General features: G+C 63.6%; 15 protein-coding genes, 2 tRNA genes and 2 pseudogenes. 5 read left to right on the top strand and 14 right to left on the bottom strand.

The window, feature by feature from the left end; all coding sequences use genetic code 11:
* The first annotated feature begins 328 nt into the window (after positions 1 to 328).
* Together QMG52_RS05350 and QMG52_RS05355 are read left to right on the top strand one after the other, a co-directional pair.
* A pseudogene (locus QMG52_RS05350) lies at positions 329 to 1099 on the top strand (aldo/keto reductase).
* Between the two features lie 68 nt (positions 1100 to 1167).
* The gene (locus QMG52_RS05355) at positions 1168 to 2145 is read left to right on the top strand and encodes an aldo/keto reductase (protein ID WP_283559402.1); all 978 of its coding nucleotides are present in this window, start codon (positions 1168 to 1170) and stop codon (positions 2143 to 2145) included.
* 112 nt (positions 2146 to 2257) lie between these two features.
* On the opposite strand, the gene QMG52_RS05360 is transcribed toward QMG52_RS05355, so the two are convergent.
* Positions 2258 to 2334: transfer RNA gene (locus tag QMG52_RS05360), tRNA-Met, on the bottom strand.
* 417 nt (positions 2335 to 2751) lie between these two features.
* Here QMG52_RS05360 and QMG52_RS05365 point away from each other — a divergent pair.
* Positions 2752 to 3423 (top strand): response regulator transcription factor, encoded by a 672-nt coding sequence (locus tag QMG52_RS05365; protein WP_283559403.1) that lies wholly within the window; start codon positions 2752 to 2754, stop codon positions 3421 to 3423.
* Positions 3424 to 3815: 392 nt separating this feature from the next.
* Here the strand turns inward: QMG52_RS05365 and QMG52_RS05370 are convergent, their stop codons facing one another.
* The 7 genes from QMG52_RS05370 to QMG52_RS05400 form a co-directional block, all read right to left on the bottom strand.
* Positions 3816 to 4592: an enoyl-CoA hydratase gene (locus tag QMG52_RS05370; RefSeq protein ID WP_283559404.1), complete on the bottom strand. Its 777-nt coding sequence runs from the start codon at positions 4590 to 4592 to the stop codon at positions 3816 to 3818.
* Positions 4589 to 5203, bottom strand: coding sequence for an NAD(P)-dependent oxidoreductase (locus QMG52_RS05375; RefSeq protein ID WP_283559405.1), 615 nt, complete (start codon positions 5201 to 5203; stop codon positions 4589 to 4591). Before QMG52_RS05375 ends, QMG52_RS05370 begins: the two co-directional genes overlap by 4 nt.
* Positions 5200 to 6267 (bottom strand): enoyl-CoA hydratase/isomerase family protein, encoded by a 1068-nt coding sequence (locus QMG52_RS05380; RefSeq protein WP_283559406.1) that lies wholly within the window; start codon positions 6265 to 6267, stop codon positions 5200 to 5202. Before QMG52_RS05380 ends, QMG52_RS05375 begins: the two co-directional genes overlap by 4 nt.
* A gap of 3 nt (positions 6268 to 6270) precedes the next feature.
* Positions 6271 to 7407 carry an acyl-CoA dehydrogenase family protein gene (locus QMG52_RS05385; protein WP_283559407.1) on the bottom strand — a complete coding sequence of 379 codons (1137 nt, stop codon included), beginning with the start codon at positions 7405 to 7407 and terminating at the stop codon, positions 6271 to 6273.
* A 192-nt stretch (positions 7408 to 7599) separates the two neighbouring features.
* Entirely contained in the window at positions 7600 to 8532 is a 933-nt protein-coding gene (locus QMG52_RS05390) for a cytochrome b/b6 domain-containing protein (RefSeq protein WP_283559408.1), read from the bottom strand.
* Positions 8533 to 8592: 60 nt separating this feature from the next.
* Entirely contained in the window at positions 8593 to 9564 is a 972-nt protein-coding gene (locus tag QMG52_RS05395) for an electron transfer flavoprotein subunit alpha/FixB family protein (protein ID WP_283559409.1), read from the bottom strand.
* Between the two features lie 12 nt (positions 9565 to 9576).
* Entirely contained in the window at positions 9577 to 10404 is an 828-nt protein-coding gene (locus QMG52_RS05400; protein WP_283559410.1) for an electron transfer flavoprotein subunit beta/FixA family protein, read from the bottom strand.
* A 212-nt stretch (positions 10405 to 10616) separates the two neighbouring features.
* Between QMG52_RS05400 and QMG52_RS05405 the strand changes: the two genes are divergently transcribed.
* Positions 10617 to 11129: a MarR family winged helix-turn-helix transcriptional regulator gene (locus tag QMG52_RS05405; protein ID WP_283559523.1), complete on the top strand. Its 513-nt coding sequence runs from the start codon at positions 10617 to 10619 to the stop codon at positions 11127 to 11129.
* Positions 11130 to 11673: 544 nt separating this feature from the next.
* Here the strand turns inward: QMG52_RS05405 and QMG52_RS05410 are convergent.
* The 4 genes from QMG52_RS05410 to QMG52_RS05425 all read right to left on the bottom strand — a co-directional run bounded on the left by QMG52_RS05410 (position 11674) and on the right by QMG52_RS05425 (position 17144).
* Complete coding sequence (locus QMG52_RS05410; RefSeq protein ID WP_283559411.1) at positions 11674 to 12018, bottom strand: hypothetical protein; 345 nt, start codon at positions 12016 to 12018, stop codon at positions 11674 to 11676.
* A 637-nt stretch (positions 12019 to 12655) separates the two neighbouring features.
* Positions 12656 to 12732 (bottom strand) — tRNA-Met (locus QMG52_RS05415).
* Positions 12733 to 12881: 149 nt separating this feature from the next.
* A complete protein-coding gene (locus QMG52_RS05420) occupies positions 12882 to 15914 on the bottom strand; it encodes a UPF0182 family membrane protein (RefSeq protein WP_283559412.1) in 3033 nt (1010 codons plus the stop codon).
* A gap of 78 nt (positions 15915 to 15992) precedes the next feature.
* Entirely contained in the window at positions 15993 to 17144 is a 1152-nt protein-coding gene (locus QMG52_RS05425; protein ID WP_283559413.1) for a YlbL family protein, read from the bottom strand.
* Between the two features lie 404 nt (positions 17145 to 17548).
* On the opposite strand from QMG52_RS05425, the pseudogene QMG52_RS05430 reads away from it, so the two are divergent.
* Positions 17549 to 18997 (top strand): annotated as a pseudogene (locus tag QMG52_RS05430) (zinc-dependent metalloprotease); the annotation flags it as partial.
* Here QMG52_RS05430 and QMG52_RS22140 read toward each other — a convergent pair.
* Positions 18942 to 19229 (bottom strand): Cys-every-fifth RiPP peptide CefA, encoded by a 288-nt coding sequence (locus tag QMG52_RS22140; RefSeq protein ID WP_502920451.1) that lies wholly within the window; start codon positions 19227 to 19229, stop codon positions 18942 to 18944. The pseudogene QMG52_RS05430 and the gene QMG52_RS22140 sit on opposite strands and share 56 nt — an antisense overlap.
* 168 nt (positions 19230 to 19397) lie before the next feature.
* Positions 19398 to 20042 (bottom strand): M48 metallopeptidase family protein, encoded by a 645-nt coding sequence (locus QMG52_RS05435; RefSeq protein ID WP_283559415.1) that lies wholly within the window; start codon positions 20040 to 20042, stop codon positions 19398 to 19400.
* Between the last annotated feature and the right edge of the window lie 117 nt (positions 20043 to 20159).

Consider the following 20159-nt stretch of genomic DNA (forward strand, 5'->3'; position numbering starts at 1 on the left):
TCAAAGACGACCCCGGCACCGGCTGGACCCTCACCCAACCAACCCCCGGCGTCTTCATCCACACCTCACCCACCGGACGCGTCTACCCCAACAACCCCGAACCACCACCACCCTTCTGACGCCGCCCAATTCTCAGCCGGCAACGGCGCCTTTGCGACCAGGAGCATACGATTGGCGCCCTCGGTCACGCGGACAGCCAGCAATACATCTCTGTCCCTGGAAGCGCAACAAGTGGAACAGTGAGGGAAGCGGGATGCTGGTGGTCCCCTCGTCCCGATATTGGATCCGCCCTATACGGGCCTGAATCGCGGCGGATAGCATCGTACGCATGGACTTTAGATATCTTGGCAACAGCGGTTTCAAAGTATCCGAATCTACCTACGACAACTGGCTAACGCCACGGATCGCAGGTGGAGAATGATACCGCCACAGCCTGCGTCCGCGCCGCCCTGGACGCAGGCGTCAGCACCTTTGACACGGCCGACGTCTATGCCAACACGGCAGCCGCTACAGTGCCCGGGCTGCTCTGAAAGCCGAGCGGCGCCAGTCTCTGGAAATCTTCACCAAAGTACTCGGTCCGACCGCGCCCAAGGGGCACAACGACGTCGGGCTCTCCCGGAAGCACATCCTCGAGTCAAGCGACGGCTCGCTCCGGCGGCTGCAGGCTTTTTACCGACGTCGTCCGACACGACGGTGCAAGGCGCTGTATACCGGCGTCAGCGAGTGGACCGCGCAACAGATCCGGGATGGCCACGCGCTGGCAAAGGAACTCGGCTCGGGCAACGGACGAAAAGGGCGCAGCGGACACCATCAAACGCTGGATGTCTCCGGAGGTTCTCAACGCAGTGCAAAAGCTCCGACCCATCGCCGACCAGCTGGTCTGAGCATGGCGCAGTTGGCCATCGCTTGGGTACTGCAGAACCAGAATGTCGCATCCGCAATCATCGGTGCATCCCGGCCCGAGCAGGTGAGCTCCAATGTCAAGGCAGCGGGAGTCCGTCTCGATGCCGGCCTCCTGGCCAAAATTGACGACGCCGTCAGGTCGCTGGCGCAGCGGGATCCGGCCCTGACCACCTCCTCGGGCACCCGGGAGGCGTGAAAGCGGACAGGGTTGAAAGAACCAGCGAAGGGCAAAGTGGCGTTAACGGCCAGTACAGGAGATAACTTATGAAATACGTCAAACTTGGAAACACCGGAACGGACGTGTCGGCGCTTGCGCTGGGATGCATGAGCTATGGAGACCCGCAGCGAGGGAACCACGGATGGAGCCTGCCCGAGGATCAATCGCGTCCGTTCATCCGGCAGGCCCTTGAGCTCGGTTTCAATTTCTTTGACACCGCCAATGTCTACTCGAATGGCTCCAGCGAGGAAATCCTAGGCCGTGCCCTCACCGATTACGGACGCAGAGAAGAACTGGTGATTGCCACCAAAGTCCACGGTCGCATGGCCCCCGGGGCCAACGGGGCCGGACTGTCCCGCAAACAGATTCTGTGGCAGATCGATGAAAGTCTGCGCCGGCTCGGGACGGACTATGTCGATCTCTACCAGATCCACCGATGGGACCCCGAGACGCCGCTGGAGGAGACGCTGGAAGCACTGAACGACGTCGTCCGGTCCGGCAAGGTCCGCTATCTGGGCGCGTCATCCATGTATGCCTGGCAGTTCGCCAAGGCGCTGCATACGCAGACAGCAAACGGTTGGGCACGGTTCATCACGATGCAGGACCACTACAACCTGATCAACCGGGAGGAGGAGCGGGAAATGTATCCGCTGTGCCAGGACCAGAAAATCGGTGTCCTTCCGTGGAGTCCGTTGGCCCGCGGGCGGCTTACGCGGGATTGGGACGCGGCGACAACCCGTGCGGGCCTCGATGAGTTCGGCAAGTCCCTGTACCGGCAGGCCGAAGACGCGGACCGGAAGGTTTCCTCAGCCGTGGCGGCGGTGGCCGGCGCCCGCGGCGTGCCCCGGGCGCAGGTGGCATTGGCCTGGGTCTCGTCGAATCCCGCCGTGACCGCGCCGATTGTCGGCGCGACGAAGCTCAGCCATTTGGACGACGCCGTGGCCTCCCTGGAGATCAGTCTCAGCGCCGAAGAGTTATCGACCCTGGAGGAACACTACGTGCCACATGGGGTAGCCGGCTTTTGAGCACGATGTAACCGGCGGGGGACACGATGTAACCGGCGAATAAAGAGAGAGGCATAATCGACTGGAAATCAAGAGGCCCTGATCGGCGTTTCCGCTGGTCAGGGCCTCTTTGTGGTTGCGGGGACAGGATTTGAACCTGTGACCTCTGGGTTATGAGCCCAGCGAGCTACCGAACTGCTCCACCCCGCGTCGCTTGCTCAACTATACCCGCTATTGCGCGGAAGATTGACCACTTCGCCTCGTGCGCCATCGCCATTTGGCGGATCCCGGGTCGAGCGGCGGATGCGATCGCGGCGGCCGCCAATGACACTCAGGATGGGCCTGCGGGTCCGGCCCCGGCGGGCTCCGCTGCGGCTTCGGTCCCGGCGTAGATTCGGCCCCGCTTTATGTCCGGTCATGGGCGCGCTCCGGCGTTCGGCTTGTGGACGGCCACCAGTTCAGTTTGTGCCAGTCGCGTTGAGAGGAATCCGAGGCGCGACAGATTTCCTCAGTAGTCCCTCGGATTCCTCAGTGTTCCCACCGACTCCTCAGTATTCTCACAGGCCTCGGGCGGACATGGGCATCAATTACCTCCATCAGGCCAGTTGGGAGTGGAAGGATGTCGGTATGCGTGTTCTGCTGGTCGACGATGAGAAACTGCTGGCCGAGACCATCCGGCGCGGCCTGACCGGTGAAGGCTTCGTCGTCGACGTCGTCCATGACGGGATCAGCGGGCTGTGGGCCGCGACCGAAAACCCCTATGACGTCGTCGTACTGGATCTGATGCTGCCGGGCAAGCACGGCTACGCGGTGCTGAAGGAACTGCGGGAACGGCAGATCTGGACACCGGTGATGATGCTGACGGCCAAGGACGGCGAGTACGACCAGACGGATGCTTTCGATCTGGGCGCCGATGACTACCTGACCAAGCCGTTCAGTTTCCTTGTCCTGGTGGCGCGGCTGCGCGCCCTGATCCGGCGAGGCGCGCCAGAGCGGCCGGTGACCCTCACCGTGGGCACTCTGCTGTTGGATCCGTTGAAGCGGTCCGTCTCCCGGGACGGGACGCAGATCGCCCTTACGGCCCGGGAGTTCGGGCTGCTGTTGTTTTTGATGCGCCATCCGGACGAGGTGGTCTCCAAGGCGGAGATTCTGGATAACGTCTGGGATCCAATGTTCGACGGCGGAGATAACGTTGTCGAGGTTTACATCGGTTACTTGCGCCGAAAGATCGATGTGCCCTTCGGGCTGTCAACGCTGAGCACCGTGCGGGGCATGGGGTACCGACTGTCCTCCGACTGACCAGTGCCAGGCGTCGGTTGAGGACCGGATTAGCAGCAACGCCGCGAAGCTTGCCGGTGTCAGCTACCCGACACGATGCCGGTCCTCACCTTCCTTGCGCACGACTCGCTGGACAGCAATGCGAAATGGCTCGATCTCCATGAGCGTCAGCTGAGCAAAGTGAAACGCCACGAAATTGTCGCGCTCAGGAGAGGTCACTATCCCCACTGGTCGGAGTCTGGGGCTATGGCCAAGAAGATCAAAGAATTCCTCAACGCCGTTGCCAAGCCGTGAACATTCTCCTTTCCAGCGCGGCCGCGGCCGGGACGTCAGGAACCTCATTCTTCCTGGCCAAGCCCGGCGGGCTTTCTGCATCCGGGGAGCAGCGGGGAGACCGGGCGAGGGGCGGCCCGTTATCGGTGGTTAAAGTCGGCCGCCCGCTTTTCCATAAACGCCGTCATGCCCTCTTTCTGGTCCTCGGTGGCAAAGCAGGCGTAGATGAACCGGCGCTCCATGTGCACGCCTTCTGCCAGAGAGGTTTCAAATGCCGCGTTGACGGCTTCCTTGGCGATCATCGTCGCCGGCTTGGACATGGCGGCAATGGTTTCGGCCGTGGCGATGGCGCCGGCCAGCAGGTCGTCCACCGGCACCACCCGGGCCACCAGCCCGGACCGCTCCGCCTCCTCGGCACCCATGACGCGGCCGGTCAGCACCATTTCCATGGCTTTGGCCTTACCGATGGCGCGGGTCAGCCGCTGGGAGCCGCCCATCCCGGGAATCACGCCGAGCTTGATTTCGGGCTGTCCGAACTTGGCGTTGTCCGCGGCAATGATGAAGTCGCAGATCATGGCCAGTTCACAGCCCCCGCCCAGTGCGTGACCGGCGACGGCGGCAATCATGGGCGTCCGGATCCGCGCCAGTTCGTCCCAGGCGGAGAACCAGTCAGCCAGGTACATGTCCACCAGGGACTTCCCGGCCATCTCCTTGATATCCGCACCGGCGGCAAAGGCACGGGATGATCCGGTGATGACGATTGCACCCGTGCCCGGATCCTTGTCGAAGGCCCGCGCCGCCGCAACGATTTCGTGGCCCATGCCGTCGGTGAGTGCGTTCAGGGCCTCCGGCCGGTTGAGCGTGATGATGCCGACCCGGCCACGCTGCTCGGTAAGGATCGAAAGATAGTCGCTCATGCCTGCGTCCTGTTCTGTGCTGGGTTCTGCGCCGTGCCGTGCCCTGTGTTCCAACCTGCGGTCTGCGCTGCGGCGCGGATGTCATTGATGATTCCGGAGAAGTCGGTCCCGGCGCCGGCGCCGGCAAAGTGCACAATCCGCTTGCCCATCACGTCAAAAATCTCCGCGGCGTCGGCAAAGTCGCCGGCATCCCCGCCCACCATGAACGTCAACGACCCGGCCTCGGCGCCCGCCACTCCACCAGACACCGGGGCATCCAGCCCACCGTGTCCTGCTGCCAGGACCATGTCGTGAGCGACGCGGGCATCGGCCACAGCAATGGTGGAACATTCCAAAAATAGGGACCCCGGTGCCGCCGCGGCCAGCAGCCCGTCGGACCCCTGATAGGCGGCAAGGGCGTGTTGGCCAGCCTGCAGCATGGTAATGATCACCTCGGCCCCCGTGACCGCCTCCGCGCCTGACTCGGCGATCGTCAGGCCGTCGTTGGGGGCCGCGTCCACGGCCGCCGGTACAACATCGAAACCCGTGACCAAGTACCCGGCTCGGACAAGGTCAGCGGCCATCGGCGCCCCCATATGGCCCAGCCCGATGAACGCGATTGCCCTGCTCATGATGCTGCCTCCGATCGTGCCGGGACGAAGCTTAGACCGAGCTCGTCCGGGCCCAAGTCCTGGAAGGAATGTTCCACGTCCGCCGCGGACACATCCGCCAAGGTGGCGGGGTTCCACGCCGGATTGCGGTCTTTGTCGACCAGTTGTGCGCGGATCCCCTCCGCAAAGTCGGGCCACCTCAGCGCGTGCAGAGATACCCGGTAGTCCTGATTCAGCACCGCCTCCAGGCTGCCCATGCTCCTGGCGCGCCGCAGCCCCGCCAGCGTCACGCTCAGCGCGGTGGGCGACTTTGCCCGGATTGCGTCGGCCGCGCGCGCAGCCTCCAGTTGCCCAAAGTGGGCCAGCCGCTCAAGGATGGTGCCGACGTCGTCCCCGTCATAGGCCTGGTCGATCCAGTCCCGCTGCTGAGACAACGGCGATTCCGGCGTCACCTGCGCGTAACGGCCGACGACGGCGCGTGCGGGCCGTTCGGCCAGCCCACCGATGAGCGCGGGCAGGTCGGCGGAGTCCACAAAGTGGTCGGCCAGGCCCATCGCCATGGCGTCGGCGCCGTTGATCATGCCGGCGGTCAGGGCTGCGTGCGTGCCCAACTCGCCCGGCGCGCGGGAGAGCAGATACAGGCCGCCGACGTCCGGGACAAAACCGATGCCCGTTTCCGGCATGCCCACCCGGGAGCGTTCGGTGACAACGCGGATGGCGGCGTGCGCGGAAATACCCACTCCCCCGCCCAGGACCACTCCGTCCATCAAGGTCACGATCGGTTTGGGATAACGTTTGATCCTGGCGTTGAGAATGTATTCGTCGCGCCAGAAGGCGGCGCTTTCCGTGCCACCAAGGCGGGTGTCACGATAGATCGCCACGATGTCACCGCCGGCGCACAAGCCGCGCTCACCGGACCCGGAGATCAGAACGGTGCTGACGTCGTCGTCATTTTCCCAAGCATCCAGGGAGTCGGCGACCGCGGCGATCATGCCATGCGTCAGGGCGTTCAAGGCCTTGGGCCGGTTCAGGATCAGGTGGCCCAGGTGACCGGCTCGGTGCACCAGAACGTCGTCATTGTTCATTTCTTAGTCCTCCACTGCCAGCCGGCCCACTATTAAGCGCATAATCTCGTTGCTGCCTTCCAGGATCTGATGGACGCGCAAATCCCGCACGATCTTCTCCAGGCCATACTCCGCCAGATAGCCGTAGCCGCCATGGAGCTGGAGGGCTTTGTTGGCCACGTTGAAGCCGGCGTCCGTGGCCACACGCTTGGCCATCGCGCACAGCCTCACGGTGTCTGCGGCTCCGCGATCCAGCGCTTCGGCGGCGCGCAGCACCAGGGTCCGCGCCGTTTCCAGCTCGGTGTCCATGTCCGCAATCTCGAAAAGCAGGGCCTGCTTGCTGATCAGGGTTCCGCCAAAGGCCGTGCGCTCCTTCAGATACGCGATGGACTTGTCCAGGGCGGCCTGGCCACCGCCCAGGGAGCAGGCGGCGATGTTGATCCGGCCGCCGTTGAGTCCCTTCATGGCAATGCCAAATCCGCTGCCTTCGGCCCCCAGCCGGTTGGCCACGGGGACGCGAACATCCTCAAAAATGACTTGGCGGGTGGGCTGCGCGTTCCACCCCATTTTCTTTTCGTTCGGCCCGAACGACAGACCCTGAAGGTTTGCCGGTACCACGATGGCCGTGATGCCGTGGCTGCCCGTGTCGGCTGTCCGTGCCATGACCAGATAGAAGCCGGCAGCACCGGCGCCGGAGATGAACTGTTTCGTCCCGTTCAGAACGTAATCGTCGCCGTCGCGCACCGCCTGGGTGCTCAGCGCCGCGGCGTCTGAACCGGCCCCCGGTTCCGTCAGGCAATAGCTCCCCAACGCCTCCATGGACGCCAGCTGCGGCACCCAATTGGCCCGCTGCACGGCATTGCCAAAGGCGTCGATCATCCACACCACCATGTTGTGGATGGAGATGTACGCCGCGATGGTGGGGTCAGCTTTGGCCAGCTCCTCAAAAATCAGCACGGCATCGGTGCGCGTGAGCCCGGATCCGCCGTACTCTTCGCTCACATAGATTCCGCCCATGCCCAGCGTGCCCGCTTCGCGCAGGACGTCCACCGGGAAATGCTTCGTCTCATCCCAATATGCACTGTGCGGGGAAATCGCCCCGCCGGCAAAGTCGCGCACCATCGCCACCATGGCTTGCTGGTCCTCCGTGCGTTCAAACATGGGCGCTCCTTTGCCTGGCTGGACGGCTGGCTCGCTGTGTAACCATTTGATTGGACAGCTATCTACTCGCCGTTCCGCCAACTACTTACTCCTGAGGACGGTAGGTACTTATGATGCCCAGAGACTACTTGCTTACGGTCCGGGGATCACTTACTCAGGGTTCCCGGGACTACTTGCTCAGGGTTCCGGGGGCTACTTGCTCACGGTTCCGGACAAGGCCGCCACCGGTCGCAGGAAGAGCGGCCGGGCCAGGAACCAGGCGGCCACGATCACCAGAAGGGAAGCTGCGAAGATGCCGAACCCCACCCAATTGATGTCGTCGCTGCTGCCGTACATATGGTTGAGGTTGCGCAGCGCCCCGGTGGCGAGAACCAAAGTGACGTGCACGATGATGAACAGCACAAAGTACAGCATGACCGGGAAGTGCAGCGACCGGGCGGCCTCGATGCGGTATGCCTTGTTCAGCTTCTCCGCCTTCTTCGGCCAGCCCGAGGACATGCGCAGCCCGGTGATGATGGCCAAGGGTGCGGCAATGAACACTGTCACAAAGTAGGTCAGCAGCTGCAGTGCGTTGTAGTTAACCCAGCCGTCCTCGATTGGCCAGCTAAGGGACGCGTACTGCAGGGCGGCGGAGACGGCGTTCGGGAACACATCCCACCTGGTCGGGATGATCCGCATCCACTGTCCGGTGGCAAACAACACAATCACAAAGATGAGGCCGTTGAGCACCCACAGAGCGTCCAGGCTCAGGTGGAACCACAGGTCCAAACTCATCTTGACGGGCGCATTCCTGGTCCGGATCAGGCCCTTGTTGTTCCTGATCCAGTGCGCCGGCGGCCGCTTGGCGGTGCGCACCTGCCAGCCGGACCGGATGATCAGTACGATGAAGAACACATTCAGGAAGTGCTGCCAGGCCAGCCAGGCCGGAAAGCCCACGGGGGCGCTGTCCGGCAGACGCGATTGCCCGGGATAGTCGGTCAGGAAGGACTGCACACCCGACAAACCCGTGAGCCATTTGGCCAGCAACACCACAACCAGCAGGACACTGACCACTGCCGGCACAATCCAAATGAACCTGGACCACTTACTCTTCGTCGATGACGAATTCTTCACTGCTGTAGGCATCTTCTAAGGAACCTCTCGGCGAAGTGTGGCGGGCACGGACGCAGCTGTTTCCACCGTTCGTCAGCTGGTCCGGGCGTTGAGAGCGTCGATGAGTTTCGGCACCACCGTGAAGACGTCTCCCACAATGCCAAAATCCGCCACGTCAAAGATGGGTGCGTCCCCGTCCTTGTTGATGGCCACGATGGTCTTGGCGGTTTGCATGCCGGCCCGATGCTGGATGGCACCAGAAATGCCCAAGGCGATATACAGGTGCGGGGACACACTGGCACCGGTCTGTCCGACCTGCGCCGTGTGGCCAATAAAACCGGCGTCGACGGCGGCGCGCGAGGCTCCGACGGCGGCCCCCAACGCGTCGGCCAGTTGCTCCACCAGCACAAAGTTCTGCGCTGAACCCAAGCCGCGGCCGCCGGACACCACTGTGGCCGCGCCGCGCAGTTCCGGCCGGGCCAAAATGGCGGCTTCGTCGTTGAATCCGTCAATGACGGCAGCGTTTCCCTGTTCGACCGTCAGGGAAACCGCACTGACCTCCGGGGTGGCTGCGGGTGCGTGATCGTCGATGGCACCTGAACGGAGGGTGATGATGGGCAGCCCCACGTCCACTGCGGATTCAACGGTGTACGCACCCCCGAAAACCGAGTGCAGGGCCACGACTTTCCCGGCGTCGGCGCGCACGTCCACGGCGTCGGCCAGCAGACCGCCGCCGGTTCGCACAGCCAACCGGGCGGCCACCTCGCGCCCGTCCACGGAATTGGCCAGCACGACCGCGGACGGCTGCAGAGCACGGACGGCCTCACTCAACGCTTCCAGCGCCGGGATCACCAGAACGGCACCGGCCGCCGCTGTCACCGCAGCGTAAATCTGTGCCGCACCCAGCCCGCCAAGCCGGGCGACGTCGTCGTCCGTCAATGCCGTGGCGGTGGCAACCACGGCGACCGGCGTGCCCAACTTCGCGGCTGCGGCAAGCAATCCGCGGGTGGAGCCGGCGATTTCGCCGCGGTGGGACATTTCCACAAGTGCCAGAACGTTCGACATTCTTTTCCTCCCTCAGACCAGACGGTTTGCAACAAGGAACTCGGCCAGCTCGGTGGCTGCGGTTCCGTCGTCGACGATTTTCCTGCCCGCAGCGCGGGCCGTGCGTTCGGTGGTGGACACAATCACCGTGCTGCCGACCCTGGCATCCGCACCGGGTCCGAAGCCCGTCAGGCCTGCGCCGCCCAACTCTGCGCTGCCGAGGTCGGCGCTGCCCAGATCTGCCACAGACAGTGTAGTGACAGGCTTGCGCTTGGCGGTCAGAATGCCCTTGAAATTCGGGAACCGGGCCTCTGCGGAGCTTTCGGTCACGGTCACGATGGCGGGCAGTGCCGCATGGACATTCAATGTGCCGCCCTCACCCTGGCGAACACCGCGTACAGCTCCCTCGGTGATCTCGGCGGAAACCAATGAGCCAAGCAGCGGCAGGGCCAGGTGCTCGGCCACCATGGCCGGGACAACGCCGCCGCGGCCGTCGGTGGATTCGTTGCCGGCGAGCACGATGTCGAACCCGGTGACCTTCAGCCCAGCCGCGAGTGCTGCCGCGGTACGTTTGGTGTCCGCGCCCGCGAGGGAGTCGTCGAGGATGTGCACGCCGGAGTCCGCACCCATGGAAAGCGCCTTGCGCAATGCCTGGGTTGCCCCGTCCGGCCCCATCGTCATGACAACCACTTCGGTACTCTTATTCGCGTCCTTGACCCGCAGCGCCACCTCAAGGGCCCGCTCGTTGATCTCATCAACAACGCTGTCGCCGGCATCACGGTCCAGCAGACCCGTCGTCAGATCAAGCTTTCGCTCTTCCGCCGTATCCGGCACCTGTTTTACGAGTACGACGATCTTCATTCAACAACTCCTTTGTTGCAAAATCCTGCGGCGCAAAATCCTTTGATGCACAATGACTGATGCTTCACCACTGAGAATACTAGGAACTACTAGTATTTACTATGTGTTCCGAGTATTTTTTGTGATGAGGCTCGGTGTTTGCCGCCCGCCCGGTGCCGGCGGGAATCGTTCGTGAAAGGACTTTCGACGTGCCCCCAGCAACGCCGTTGCCGATGGACCCAATCGCCGAGGCCAAGCGGCTGTGGATTTCGCACGGCTGGTCCGACGCGGCCGACGGAATGGCCGCCGTCACATCGATCATTCGCGCTCAACAGATTATGTTGTCCCGCGTGGATGCCGCACTCAAGCCGCTTGGGTTATCGTTTGCGCGCTTTGAAATGCTGCGGTTGCTCAGCTTCAGCCGGGACGGGCTGCTGCCCATGGCAAGCGCGAGCGCCCGGCTGCAGGTCCATCCGACCAGCGTGACGAACGTGGTGGACAGGTTGGAGCGGGATGGCCTGGTGCGCAGATCCGCCCACCCGACGGACGGACGCGCCACCTTGGTGCTGCTGACAGACCTCGGCAGGGCCATGGTGGAGGATGCCACGGCCAGTCTCAATGAACATGTCTTCCGCAGCCTTGGCATCCCGCCCGATGACCTGACACGTCTGGTCCAGACGTTGGCGCAGTTTCGGCGCGGTTCCGGCGACTTCGTCGATCCACCCACTCCGCCGGACCCCCTGTAGCCGGAAGGAAGAACCGTAGCCGAGGGCTGTGCAAAGACAACGGAACCCCAAAACAGGCAAAAAGCGCCCGCGTTGGGGTTCCGGTTACTGTGGCTCTCATGACGCGACCCACCCGCGACGACATTACGCCGCCCGTACTTACTTCACATCTTCTCGGTGTTCTTTGGCATGGCCCCAACAGGCGATCGTAAGGGGCGAACCGGTGTGTTAGGCGCGGTTTCGCACGCTACGCATTACCCCCATGACGGCTCCAACTACAAGCACTACGATCCCGATCCACAGCAGGAACATCGCAGCTTTGACGGCAATGCCCAAAACGAGGAGGACGACTCCAACAATTATCAGTGTAATTACTATTCCCATGCGCTGATCGTACAGGATTTACCCGGCCGCTGTTCAAGCGCAGACGTTCTTCGGGAAGCAGGTGAATTAATCGATGCAATCCTGTCTTGGGCAGGGGCGGTCGCTTCCCGTCAGACAGCGAAAAGGCGGGGAAGAAGGTCGGTTCCCGGGACACGGCACTCGCGGTGCGGCGCAAGCGCGTTCAACTCAGGGAAGCATCGGATGCTTGCGCATTGTGGGGTGCGCGTTCCAGATTGGTTTTGGCGAGGATGGCGGCAACGACCTCGGATACCAGGTCTTCCTTCTCGCGAGCCTTGGCATCTTCTTGTTGCTGAACCTCCACGCGTGCCGCCTGCCAGGCAGACCAATGACCCGAGACGAGTGCCCAAAGGGAAAGTGCCGAGACGTAAATGACCGAGTCCAACCAACCCATCCACAACGAGAACGGGATCATCACGAGCCAAAAGACCGCGAGCCACCCATTGACTCGTCGCATGAAAGTAGGGTCTCCCTGGGCCATGACCCACAGGCTCTTAACGGTGCTCATCTTACCTCCAGCTAGATTTTGTACGCCGTAACGGCCCGGGTGAACCTTATCAGCGGGCGCCGCAATACCCCGGACGAACGGAGTGAACTGGAAGGATCGAACGGCTGACGGTCCTGAGGCGCCCCGCTACAGTAATTTTCGTCAGCACAGCGGATCGCCCGCCTTCTGTGCGGAGCGACGTCGACATGCAGAAAGTCACGCCTTTGGTTTATCCGTGCCATCAGACATTGTGCCGTCGTTTAGCTGCGCTCTTTCAGGGCGTCCTCGATCGCCGGTTGCCCGCGCGTCGAACCGTTCGCTCGGCGAGGTGGAGGTTCTCGTTGCCTCCCTTCCCGTCATTGGGCGCCGGACGCCGACCTGCTCGACTGTACGGGGACGAGCCGGCGTTTACGGGACCGCAAGGGAAGTCAGAGGCGCACCGGCGTGCCATCTTAGCGGAGCGGAAGGGTGCATTTGCGAGTCGGACACCAGAAGAATCCTCGAGGCCTAGGGTCCGGGCTGGGAGCCTTCGCTTGCCATGGACGCCACCAGCGTCACGGTGTCGACTGAAAACGCCGGCTAAAAGCTGGATCACCCACGCCGCGAGGTAAAAGAAAGAGGCCCTCACCGGCGTTTCCGCCAATCAGGGCCTCTTTCATGGTTGCGGGGACAGGATTTGAACCTGTGACCTCTGGGTTATGAGCCCAGCGAGCTACCGAACTGCTCCACCCCGCGTCGCATCACCAACTCTACCTGTGCGCCGTGGTGAGGCCAAATCGGCCAGGACCGCCGAGATGTTCCCTGCTGGACCATGGCCCGGGAATTCGGGACGGTTTCGTTGAATCCGTCCCGAATTCCCAAGCTTTAAGCTTAGATCACCAGGCCTACTTGGACGGGGTGGCTGACGACGACGGCGAACCGGTTGCGGTGCCCGAAGGGCCGGCTGACGGCGTGGCCGCCGGCGTTCCCGTCATCTTCGCCTCTGCCGCGAGCGCGGCCGCGATCGCCGCGTTGAGCTTCGTCTGGGCGGCACCGTAGGCGGCGAAGTCGCTCTTGGCCAGCGCGGCCTGTCCATCCTGGATTGCCTGGTTGGCATCCTGCAGCGCCTGGGTCAGCGAAGCCTGCGCCGTCGGGTCGGGAGCCACGGCGGGTCCACCGGTCCCGCCGGTCCCCGAACTTCCCGGCGTCGCCGTGCCGGTGGGCTTTTGGGAGTCGCCCGCCGCTGCACCCGAATTGCCACCGAAGAGCTGGTCCAGCGCTTCGTTCAGGGTCGCCGCGTAACCGATCTTGTTGCCGAATGCCACCAGCACGCGCTGCAGGGTCGGATACGAGGTCTCACCGTTCGACTTCACGTAAACCGGCTGTACATACAGGAGTCCTCCGCCGACCGGAAGGGTCAGAAGGTTACCGTTGATCACGGTGGACTGGCCCAGCCGGAGCACGTTCAGCTGCTGCGAGACGGACGGGTCGGAGGTGAAGGTGTTTTGCACCTGCCCGGGCCCGGGGACCTGGGTCTCCGTGGGCAGCTCCAGCAGTCTGAGTTTGCCATAACCGGCCGCCTTCACCCCCTTTTCGTTCCCGGCGTCCGCATCCGCTGCCATGAAGCCGTAGAGCACGTTCCGTGAGTCTGTGCCCTGCACGGACTGCGGGATAAAGGATGTGGTCAGGGAGAACGCCGTCTTGTCCTGGCCCGGCATCTGCAGGGAGAGGTAGTACGGCGGCTGCTTAACGTTGTCCGTGGGCGAGGTGGGATCGTTCGGGACGCTCCACGCCTCGGTGTTTTGGTAGAACTTCCCCGGATCCGTCACGTGATAACGGCCCAGCAGTTCGCGCTGTACCTTGAAGAGATCCTCCGGGTAGCGCACATGGCTCATCAGATCGCCGGACATCTCCGTAAACGGTTTGATCGTCGTCGGGAACACCTTCTGCCAGGCCTTGAGGATCGGATCCTGATCGTCCCAGGCATAGAGGGAAACCGAACCATCATAGGCGTCAACTGTGGCCTTGACCGAATTGCGGATGTAGTTGATCGAGCTGTTCGGCAGCGCGCCCGTTCCGTTCTTGGACGTCAGCGAATCCGTGGTGGCGGATTCCAGCTGCTGTTGCTGCGCGTACGGGTACGCGGAGCTGGTGGTGTAGCCGTCCACGATCCATTTGACCCGCCCGTCGATGACGGCGGGGTACGGATTCCCGTCGATGGTCAGATAGGGCGCGACCTTGGCAACCCGCTCCTCCGGCGTCCGGTCATAGAGAATCTGGGACTTGTCGTTGACCCCATTGGTCAGCAGCAGGTCCGAGGACTGGAACCTGATGGAGTACAGCAGCCGGTTGAACCAGTTACCCACGTTCGGTCCGCCGTTGCCGGCGAAGGTTGAGTTGGAATCGGTGCCTCCGCTCGAGCTCTGCGGCCGGTCCAGTTCAACGTGTGTACCGTCGGCGTTGCCGCCCACGATCGAGTAATCGGGTGAAAACTGGCCGAAATAGATCCGCGGCTGGTAGCTGGTATCGGTGCCCAGCTTGCCGACCGACGGCACACCGGACTGCATGAATACCGGCTTGCCATCAACGGTGGCCGTATTTCCGTAGGCGGCCACCACGCCGTAGCCGTGCGTGTAGACCAGGTGATTGTTGTACCAGGTCTGCTGGGCGGTGGGGATGCCGTTCGGGTTCAGTTCGCGCACCGCGATGACGGTGTCCTGGACCTTGCCGTCAATCGTGTAGCGGTCCACATTCAACGTGCTGGGGAACTTGTAGTACGGGCGGTACTGTTCCAGCTGGCCAAAGGTGGTGGAGATCAGGTTCGGATCCAGCAGGCGGATATTCGCTGCCGTTTCCGCGTCCTGCCGCAGCGCACCCGGGGTGGCGTCCGTCGTCGCGTTGTACGGGGTCACCTCGACGTTATCCAAACCGTACGCCGAGCGGGTCATGTTGATGTTCTTTTGGATATACGCCGACTCCAGCGACTGCTCCGAAGGCTTGACCTGGAACTGCTGCACCGCCCAGGGGTAGATGCCGCCGGCCAGCAGCGAGGTGATGATCAACATCGCGGTCCCGATGATCGGCAGCCGCCAGCGGCCGATGACCGCGGTCACGATGAACAACACCGCGACCAGGCCCGCGGCAACGGCCAGGATGGCTTTGGTCGGGATGACGGCGTTGACATCCGTGTACATCGCGCCGGACCGCAGACCGCTGTTGTCCTGCAGCGTGGTGAAGCGGTCCAGCCAGAAGTTGATCGCCAGCAGAACGAGGAAGACGGCGGCGAGGACGGCCAGGTGGATCTGTGCGGCGCGGCTGGTGAACAGTCCGCGCTCCTGCAGCCTGATGGCCCCATACAGATAGTGCGTCATGATGCCGGCGATGGCCGCAATGAGCACCACGCTGATCAGGAACCCGATGACAAATCCGAGGAACGGCAGAGTGTTGAGGTAAAAGCTCAGATCAAGTCCGAACTGCGGATCCTTCTGCCCGAAGGGCACTTGGAAGAAGAACAGCAATACCTTCTGCCACTGGCCGGCCGCAGCGGTGCCGGCGAACAAACCGAAGACGGCGGGCACACCGATCATGACCAGCCGACGGACCGGTTCCAGCTGAGCCTGGTAGTGGTTCAGGTTGTCCTGGACCTGGCTGTCCGGGGCATAGACCGGACGGGCCCGGTAGGCGACTTTAATGGAGGCGTAAACCCCACCGCCCATGATCAGGAACCCGACCAGGAAGGTCAGCAGGCGCGAGGCGTTTTCACGCCAGAAGACTTCCAAAAAGCCGAGCTGGTTATACCAGAGGACGTCAGTGTAGACGTTAGCGAAGAAGACGAATGCGACGACCAGAGCTGCCACCACGAGGAGTGTGGGCAGCAGCGGCCCGCGCCGGCGTCGGATGTTGGCGGGTCTGTTCGGACTGGCAGGACGGGAAGTCACGCTTACCTCTGTTTAGTCGGTGGTGGGAGTGATGATGTCATTTTGTGCTGTAAATTCCAGGATTATGTCATGGCGGTTTCAACCTGCCGTGCAGGTCGGCAGTGCGGGATCGTTTTGACCGGCGGCGATCTGGGCCACGGCATCTTCGGCCTGCTGCAGGGTCGCTACCCGGACCACCTGAAGGCCGGCGGGCACGTGCCCCACCACCTCGCCGCAGTTCGCAGCCGGGGCCAGAAAGACGGTGGCCCCGCTTTGCCGGGCACCGATCATTTTCTGGGCGATGCCGCCTATCGCTCCGACGTTACCCGCCGGATCGATGGTGCCGGTCCCGGCGAAGTGCTTACCGCCGGTGAGGTCCCCGGAGGTGACGGTGTCGATTATGCCCAAGGCAAACATCATTCCGGCGCTGGGGCCGCCCACGTTGCTTAGCGAGATGTTGACGTCGAAGGGGAACTTGAAGTTGTTCTGCAGCGCAATGCCCAGCAGATACTTCCCTGCCGTGCTCTTTTGCGGGATTATGGTCTTGGTCAGCAGATCGGAACCGCGGCGCACCTCCATGCTGATCGCCTTGCCGTTGCCGCCGGCCAAAGCATCCTGGATGACCTTGATGTACGTGATCGGGGTACCGTCGATGGACACCAGGACGTCGCCGGGCTCCAGCTGGCCCTGCGAGGCGGAGCCTTCGGGAATTGCCGCCACCGCCAGCGTGGTGTCGAAGGGGATCTTCAGCTGGGTCAGGGCTGCCGCCGTCGCGTCTTCCTGCGAGGTCGTCATGGCGACGGCGTTCTGGCTGCTGATCTCCTGCTGGCTGGTCCCCGGCGGGTACAGCAGCTCTTCCGGGATGACCGAGCGGCTGCTGTCCAGCCAGGCCCGGTACGCCTCGACGACGTTCACGTTGCTGTTCGGACCGCCGCTGACGGAAACGGTCACGAGATCGAGCTGCCCGTCGGCCGGGAATGTCTGATGCCCGCTGACCTGGATGACGGGCTTGCCGCTATCCTTGCCCAAGGTGTTGAAGGTGGGCCCCGGGGATTCAATCACATACGGCACCGGCAAGCTCAGTGCCACGATGCACAGGGCGACGGCCAGTACTCCGGAAACTATCATCGTGATGAAGCGGCCGTCACGGGGCCTCTGCGGTGCCGGCACAGTGGAGGGACCGGACCAGGCAGCGGCGGGCCCTCCGATGGGTTGCCCTTGGGTGGGCCCCCCGGTGTTCGGATCGCTCACAACCTGTACCTCTCTTGCGGAAATTGCCGCCACGTTGCCTGACTTGTCCAAACCCCTAGCCTACGTGCTCGGATAGGGGTTCGGCTGTAACGGTTTGGCGGCCATTGCCGGGCCTCGCGCTCGGGGAAGCATCGGGGCCCCGGTCCGCCAGCCTGCGACCAGAGGGAACCGCACGGGAAGCACGGCGGAACGCCTTGGGAACCGCGGCGGAACCGCAGGGAACCCCAGCGAACCCCAGGGAAGCGCACGGGAACCACAGCGGAACTGCACGGGAGCGCGGCGCCGTTCCGCCGTCGTCGTACTGGGCTTTGCCGGTAGCGAACGGTGGACGCGGCGGGCAGACAAGGAACCGGGGCGGCGGTAACGTGAAGTTAAGAAGTAAATCCACCAAGGAACGGCCGCAGATGACTTCGAACCCAGCAGATAACGACGACGAAACACCGAAGGACCCGCTGTCCGAAATGCTGGCCAATCTGATGGGCGGCCAAGGCATCGAGGGCTTTGATCCGGCGGCGCTGGCCAAAGCCGCCGGTCTCCCGGACGATCCGAACGTCCTTTCCCAACTCTTCGCCCAGGTTCAGGCGATGATGAGCAATCAGAGTGATGAACCCGTGAACTGGCAACTGGCTCACGACAACGCGCGGCAGGCCGTGGCCGGCGGGGATCCGTCGGTGACAGCGGCACAGTCCCGCGAAGTCGACGAGGCGCTGCGGCTGGCGGAGCTGTGGCTTGATCCGGTCACAGACCTGCCGAGCACAGGCCTGATTGGGCGGGCATGGTCGCGGGCGGAATGGGTGGAAGAGACGCTCGGCACGTGGAAGCGCCTCACGGAGCCGGTGGCCAACAGTATTGCTTTCGCCCTCTCCAGCACCCTCGGCGAACAGCTGCCGGAGGAAATGAAGTCCATGATGGGCGGCGCGTCCTCGATGCTGCAGAACATGGGCGGGGCGCTCTTTGGCATGCAGCTGGGTCAAGCCGTGGGTGCGCTGGCGCGTGAGGTGGTCAGTTCGACCGACATCGGCGTGCCACTTGCGGATCTGCAGATGGCACTGCTTCCGGCCAACGTTGCCGCCTTCGGTGCCGGGCTGGACCTGCCGGAACGGGATGTGCGGCTGTTCCTGGCGGTGCGCGAGGCGGCGCATGCCCGGCTCTTTGTCCAGGTTCCGTGGTTGCGCGGACACCTGCTGGGGGCGATCGAATCGTATGCCCGCGGAATTCACATCGACATGTCCCGGATGGAGGAATTGGCACGCGACCTCGATCCCAGTAACCCGGAAGGCATTCAGGCCGCTCTGTCCGAGGGCGTTTTCATGCCGCAGCGCACTCCGGAGCAAGATGCGGCTCTGGCCAAGCTGGAAACGGCGCTGGCCCTCGTTGAAGGATGGGTGGACGAGCTCAGCTTCGAAGCGGCCAGCAACCTTCCCTCCGCCGCGGCGCTGCGTGAAACCGTGCGCCGCCGCCGGGCAACGGGCGGTCCGGCAGAGCACGCCTTCGGCGCTCTGGTGGGACTGGAGCTGCGTCCGCGGCGGCTGCGCGAAGCCGCTACGCTCTGGGCTGCGTTGAAGGAACAACGCGGAATCGCCGGCCGTGACGCGATCTGGCAACATCCGGATCTGCTGCCGACCGCTGAAGATCTCGACGACCCTTCGGGTTTCGGCGAACGCCGGAAGCTGCTGGATGCCTCCGATTCCGACGTCGACGCCGCACTGCAGAAGCTGCTCGCCGGGGACTTTGAACAAAGTGCCGACGCAGCGGCGCAGGACACGCCCCCGGAGCAGGGCGAACAGGCAGCGGACACTACGGATACCGGGGAATCGGGCAGTACCGAGCCGGGCAGTACCGAGCCGGGCAGTACCGAGCCGGGCAGTACCGAGCCGGGCAGTACCGAGCCGGGCAGTACCGAGCCGGGCAGTACCGAGCCGGGCAGTACCGAGCCGGGCAGTACCGAGCCGGATGAAGGTCCGCGCCCGCAGATTTAGCCCGCGGCCGTCCTCGGCGGCGAAGGCCATGCCCTGCAGTGAACTGGCTGACAGCTTCGCCCGCAGACGAATCCGGCTGCCGCCATAGCGCGGCAGGTAAGGTCATGCGCGGCCGACGATGCAGACCGGCCGGGAGTTACCGGCTGGCGGATTCGAATGCCGGTTGGCTGACAGCCACCGCCCGACAAAATCGAATCCGACCCAGCAGGCAAACGAATACGCTCCGGCGCTGCTGGCGCCGGTTCCATCCTTGCTGGGCTTCACCGCTGTAGGCCTACCCATCGCCACCCGACTCCGTACAGGCTTCGCCCTCATCGCCTGTCCCGCCCGGCTGCAGACCGCGGGATGTTGCGTAGGCGACGCCGTCGAGGAATGCCTTGGCGCGTTCCAGCTGCGGGTACCCCTGCAGCAGTGCCCAGAATGCCGGTCCGTGGGAAGCCACCAGCAGATGTGACAGCTCGTGCAGGAGCACATAGTCGAGCACCCAGCCGGGCATCCCGCGCACCTTGTCCGACAAGCGGATGGTCCGCTCTGCGGGGGTTGCGGATCCCCAGCGCGAATTCTGGTTGGTAACCCAACGGACGGTGGCCGGAATCGCCTTGCCCTCCAGGTACCGGCCGGAAAGCTCTGCGGCGCGTGCCATCAGCTCCCCGTCGGACCCGCCTCGGCGTTTTTTGAAGGTGCCGTTCCCGGCTTCCCCGGGCGCTCCGGGAGCGTAGCCTTTGGCGTCCAGCTTGGCCAGCATCTTGGCGACCCACTGCCGTTCCTGGGCCATGCTGAAATGCGCGGGAATTGCCACCACGGCTGTCCCGCCCTCCCAAAATGCGGCCACGGTGCGCCGGCGCCGGGCCGACCTCCGGACAAGCACCGGTGCACCGCCGGCAGTGAGATGGGGAACGGGTGTCCGGTCAGAAGGCATACTCCGACGTTACAACCCGCGGCTGACAACATTCCATTCGGCTCCGCCCCTGTGGATAGCTCCGCGCCTGTGGATAACCGCACGGCGGCCGCCGTGCTGTGCCACGATCGTGCTATC

This window comes from Paenarthrobacter sp. PH39-S1 (genome assembly GCF_030063245.1).
GTDB lineage: Bacteria > Actinomycetota > Actinomycetes > Actinomycetales > Micrococcaceae > Arthrobacter_M.

Bases quoted from the DNA above. Each gene is read 5' to 3' on its own strand.
- QMG52_RS05400 (WP_283559410.1), bottom strand. From the start codon at position 10,404: ATGAAGATCGTCGTACTCGTAAAACAGGTGCCGGATACGGCGGAAGAG.
- QMG52_RS05405 (WP_283559523.1), top strand. From the start codon at position 10,617: ATGGACCCAATCGCCGAGGCCAAGCGGCTGTGGATTTCGCACGGCTGG.
- QMG52_RS05410 (WP_283559411.1), bottom strand. From the start codon at position 12,018: ATGAGCACCGTTAAGAGCCTGTGGGTCATGGCCCAGGGAGACCCTACT.
- QMG52_RS05435 (WP_283559415.1), bottom strand. From the start codon at position 20,042: ATGCCTTCTGACCGGACACCCGTTCCCCATCTCACTGCCGGCGGTGCA.
- QMG52_RS22140 (WP_502920451.1), bottom strand. From the start codon at position 19,229: ATGACCTTACCTGCCGCGCTATGGCGGCAGCCGGATTCGTCTGCGGGC.
- QMG52_RS05390 (WP_283559408.1), bottom strand. From the start codon at position 8,532: ATGCCTACAGCAGTGAAGAATTCGTCATCGACGAAGAGTAAGTGGTCC.
- QMG52_RS05370 (WP_283559404.1), bottom strand. From the start codon at position 4,592: ATGAGCGACTATCTTTCGATCCTTACCGAGCAGCGTGGCCGGGTCGGC.
- QMG52_RS05365 (WP_283559403.1), top strand. From the start codon at position 2,752: ATGCGTGTTCTGCTGGTCGACGATGAGAAACTGCTGGCCGAGACCATC.
- QMG52_RS05380 (WP_283559406.1), bottom strand. From the start codon at position 6,267: ATGAACAATGACGACGTTCTGGTGCACCGAGCCGGTCACCTGGGCCAC.
- QMG52_RS05355 (WP_283559402.1), top strand. From the start codon at position 1,168: ATGAAATACGTCAAACTTGGAAACACCGGAACGGACGTGTCGGCGCTT.
- QMG52_RS05395 (WP_283559409.1), bottom strand. From the start codon at position 9,564: ATGTCGAACGTTCTGGCACTTGTGGAAATGTCCCACCGCGGCGAAATC.
- QMG52_RS05375 (WP_283559405.1), bottom strand. From the start codon at position 5,203: ATGAGCAGGGCAATCGCGTTCATCGGGCTGGGCCATATGGGGGCGCCG.
- QMG52_RS05385 (WP_283559407.1), bottom strand. From the start codon at position 7,407: ATGTTTGAACGCACGGAGGACCAGCAAGCCATGGTGGCGATGGTGCGC.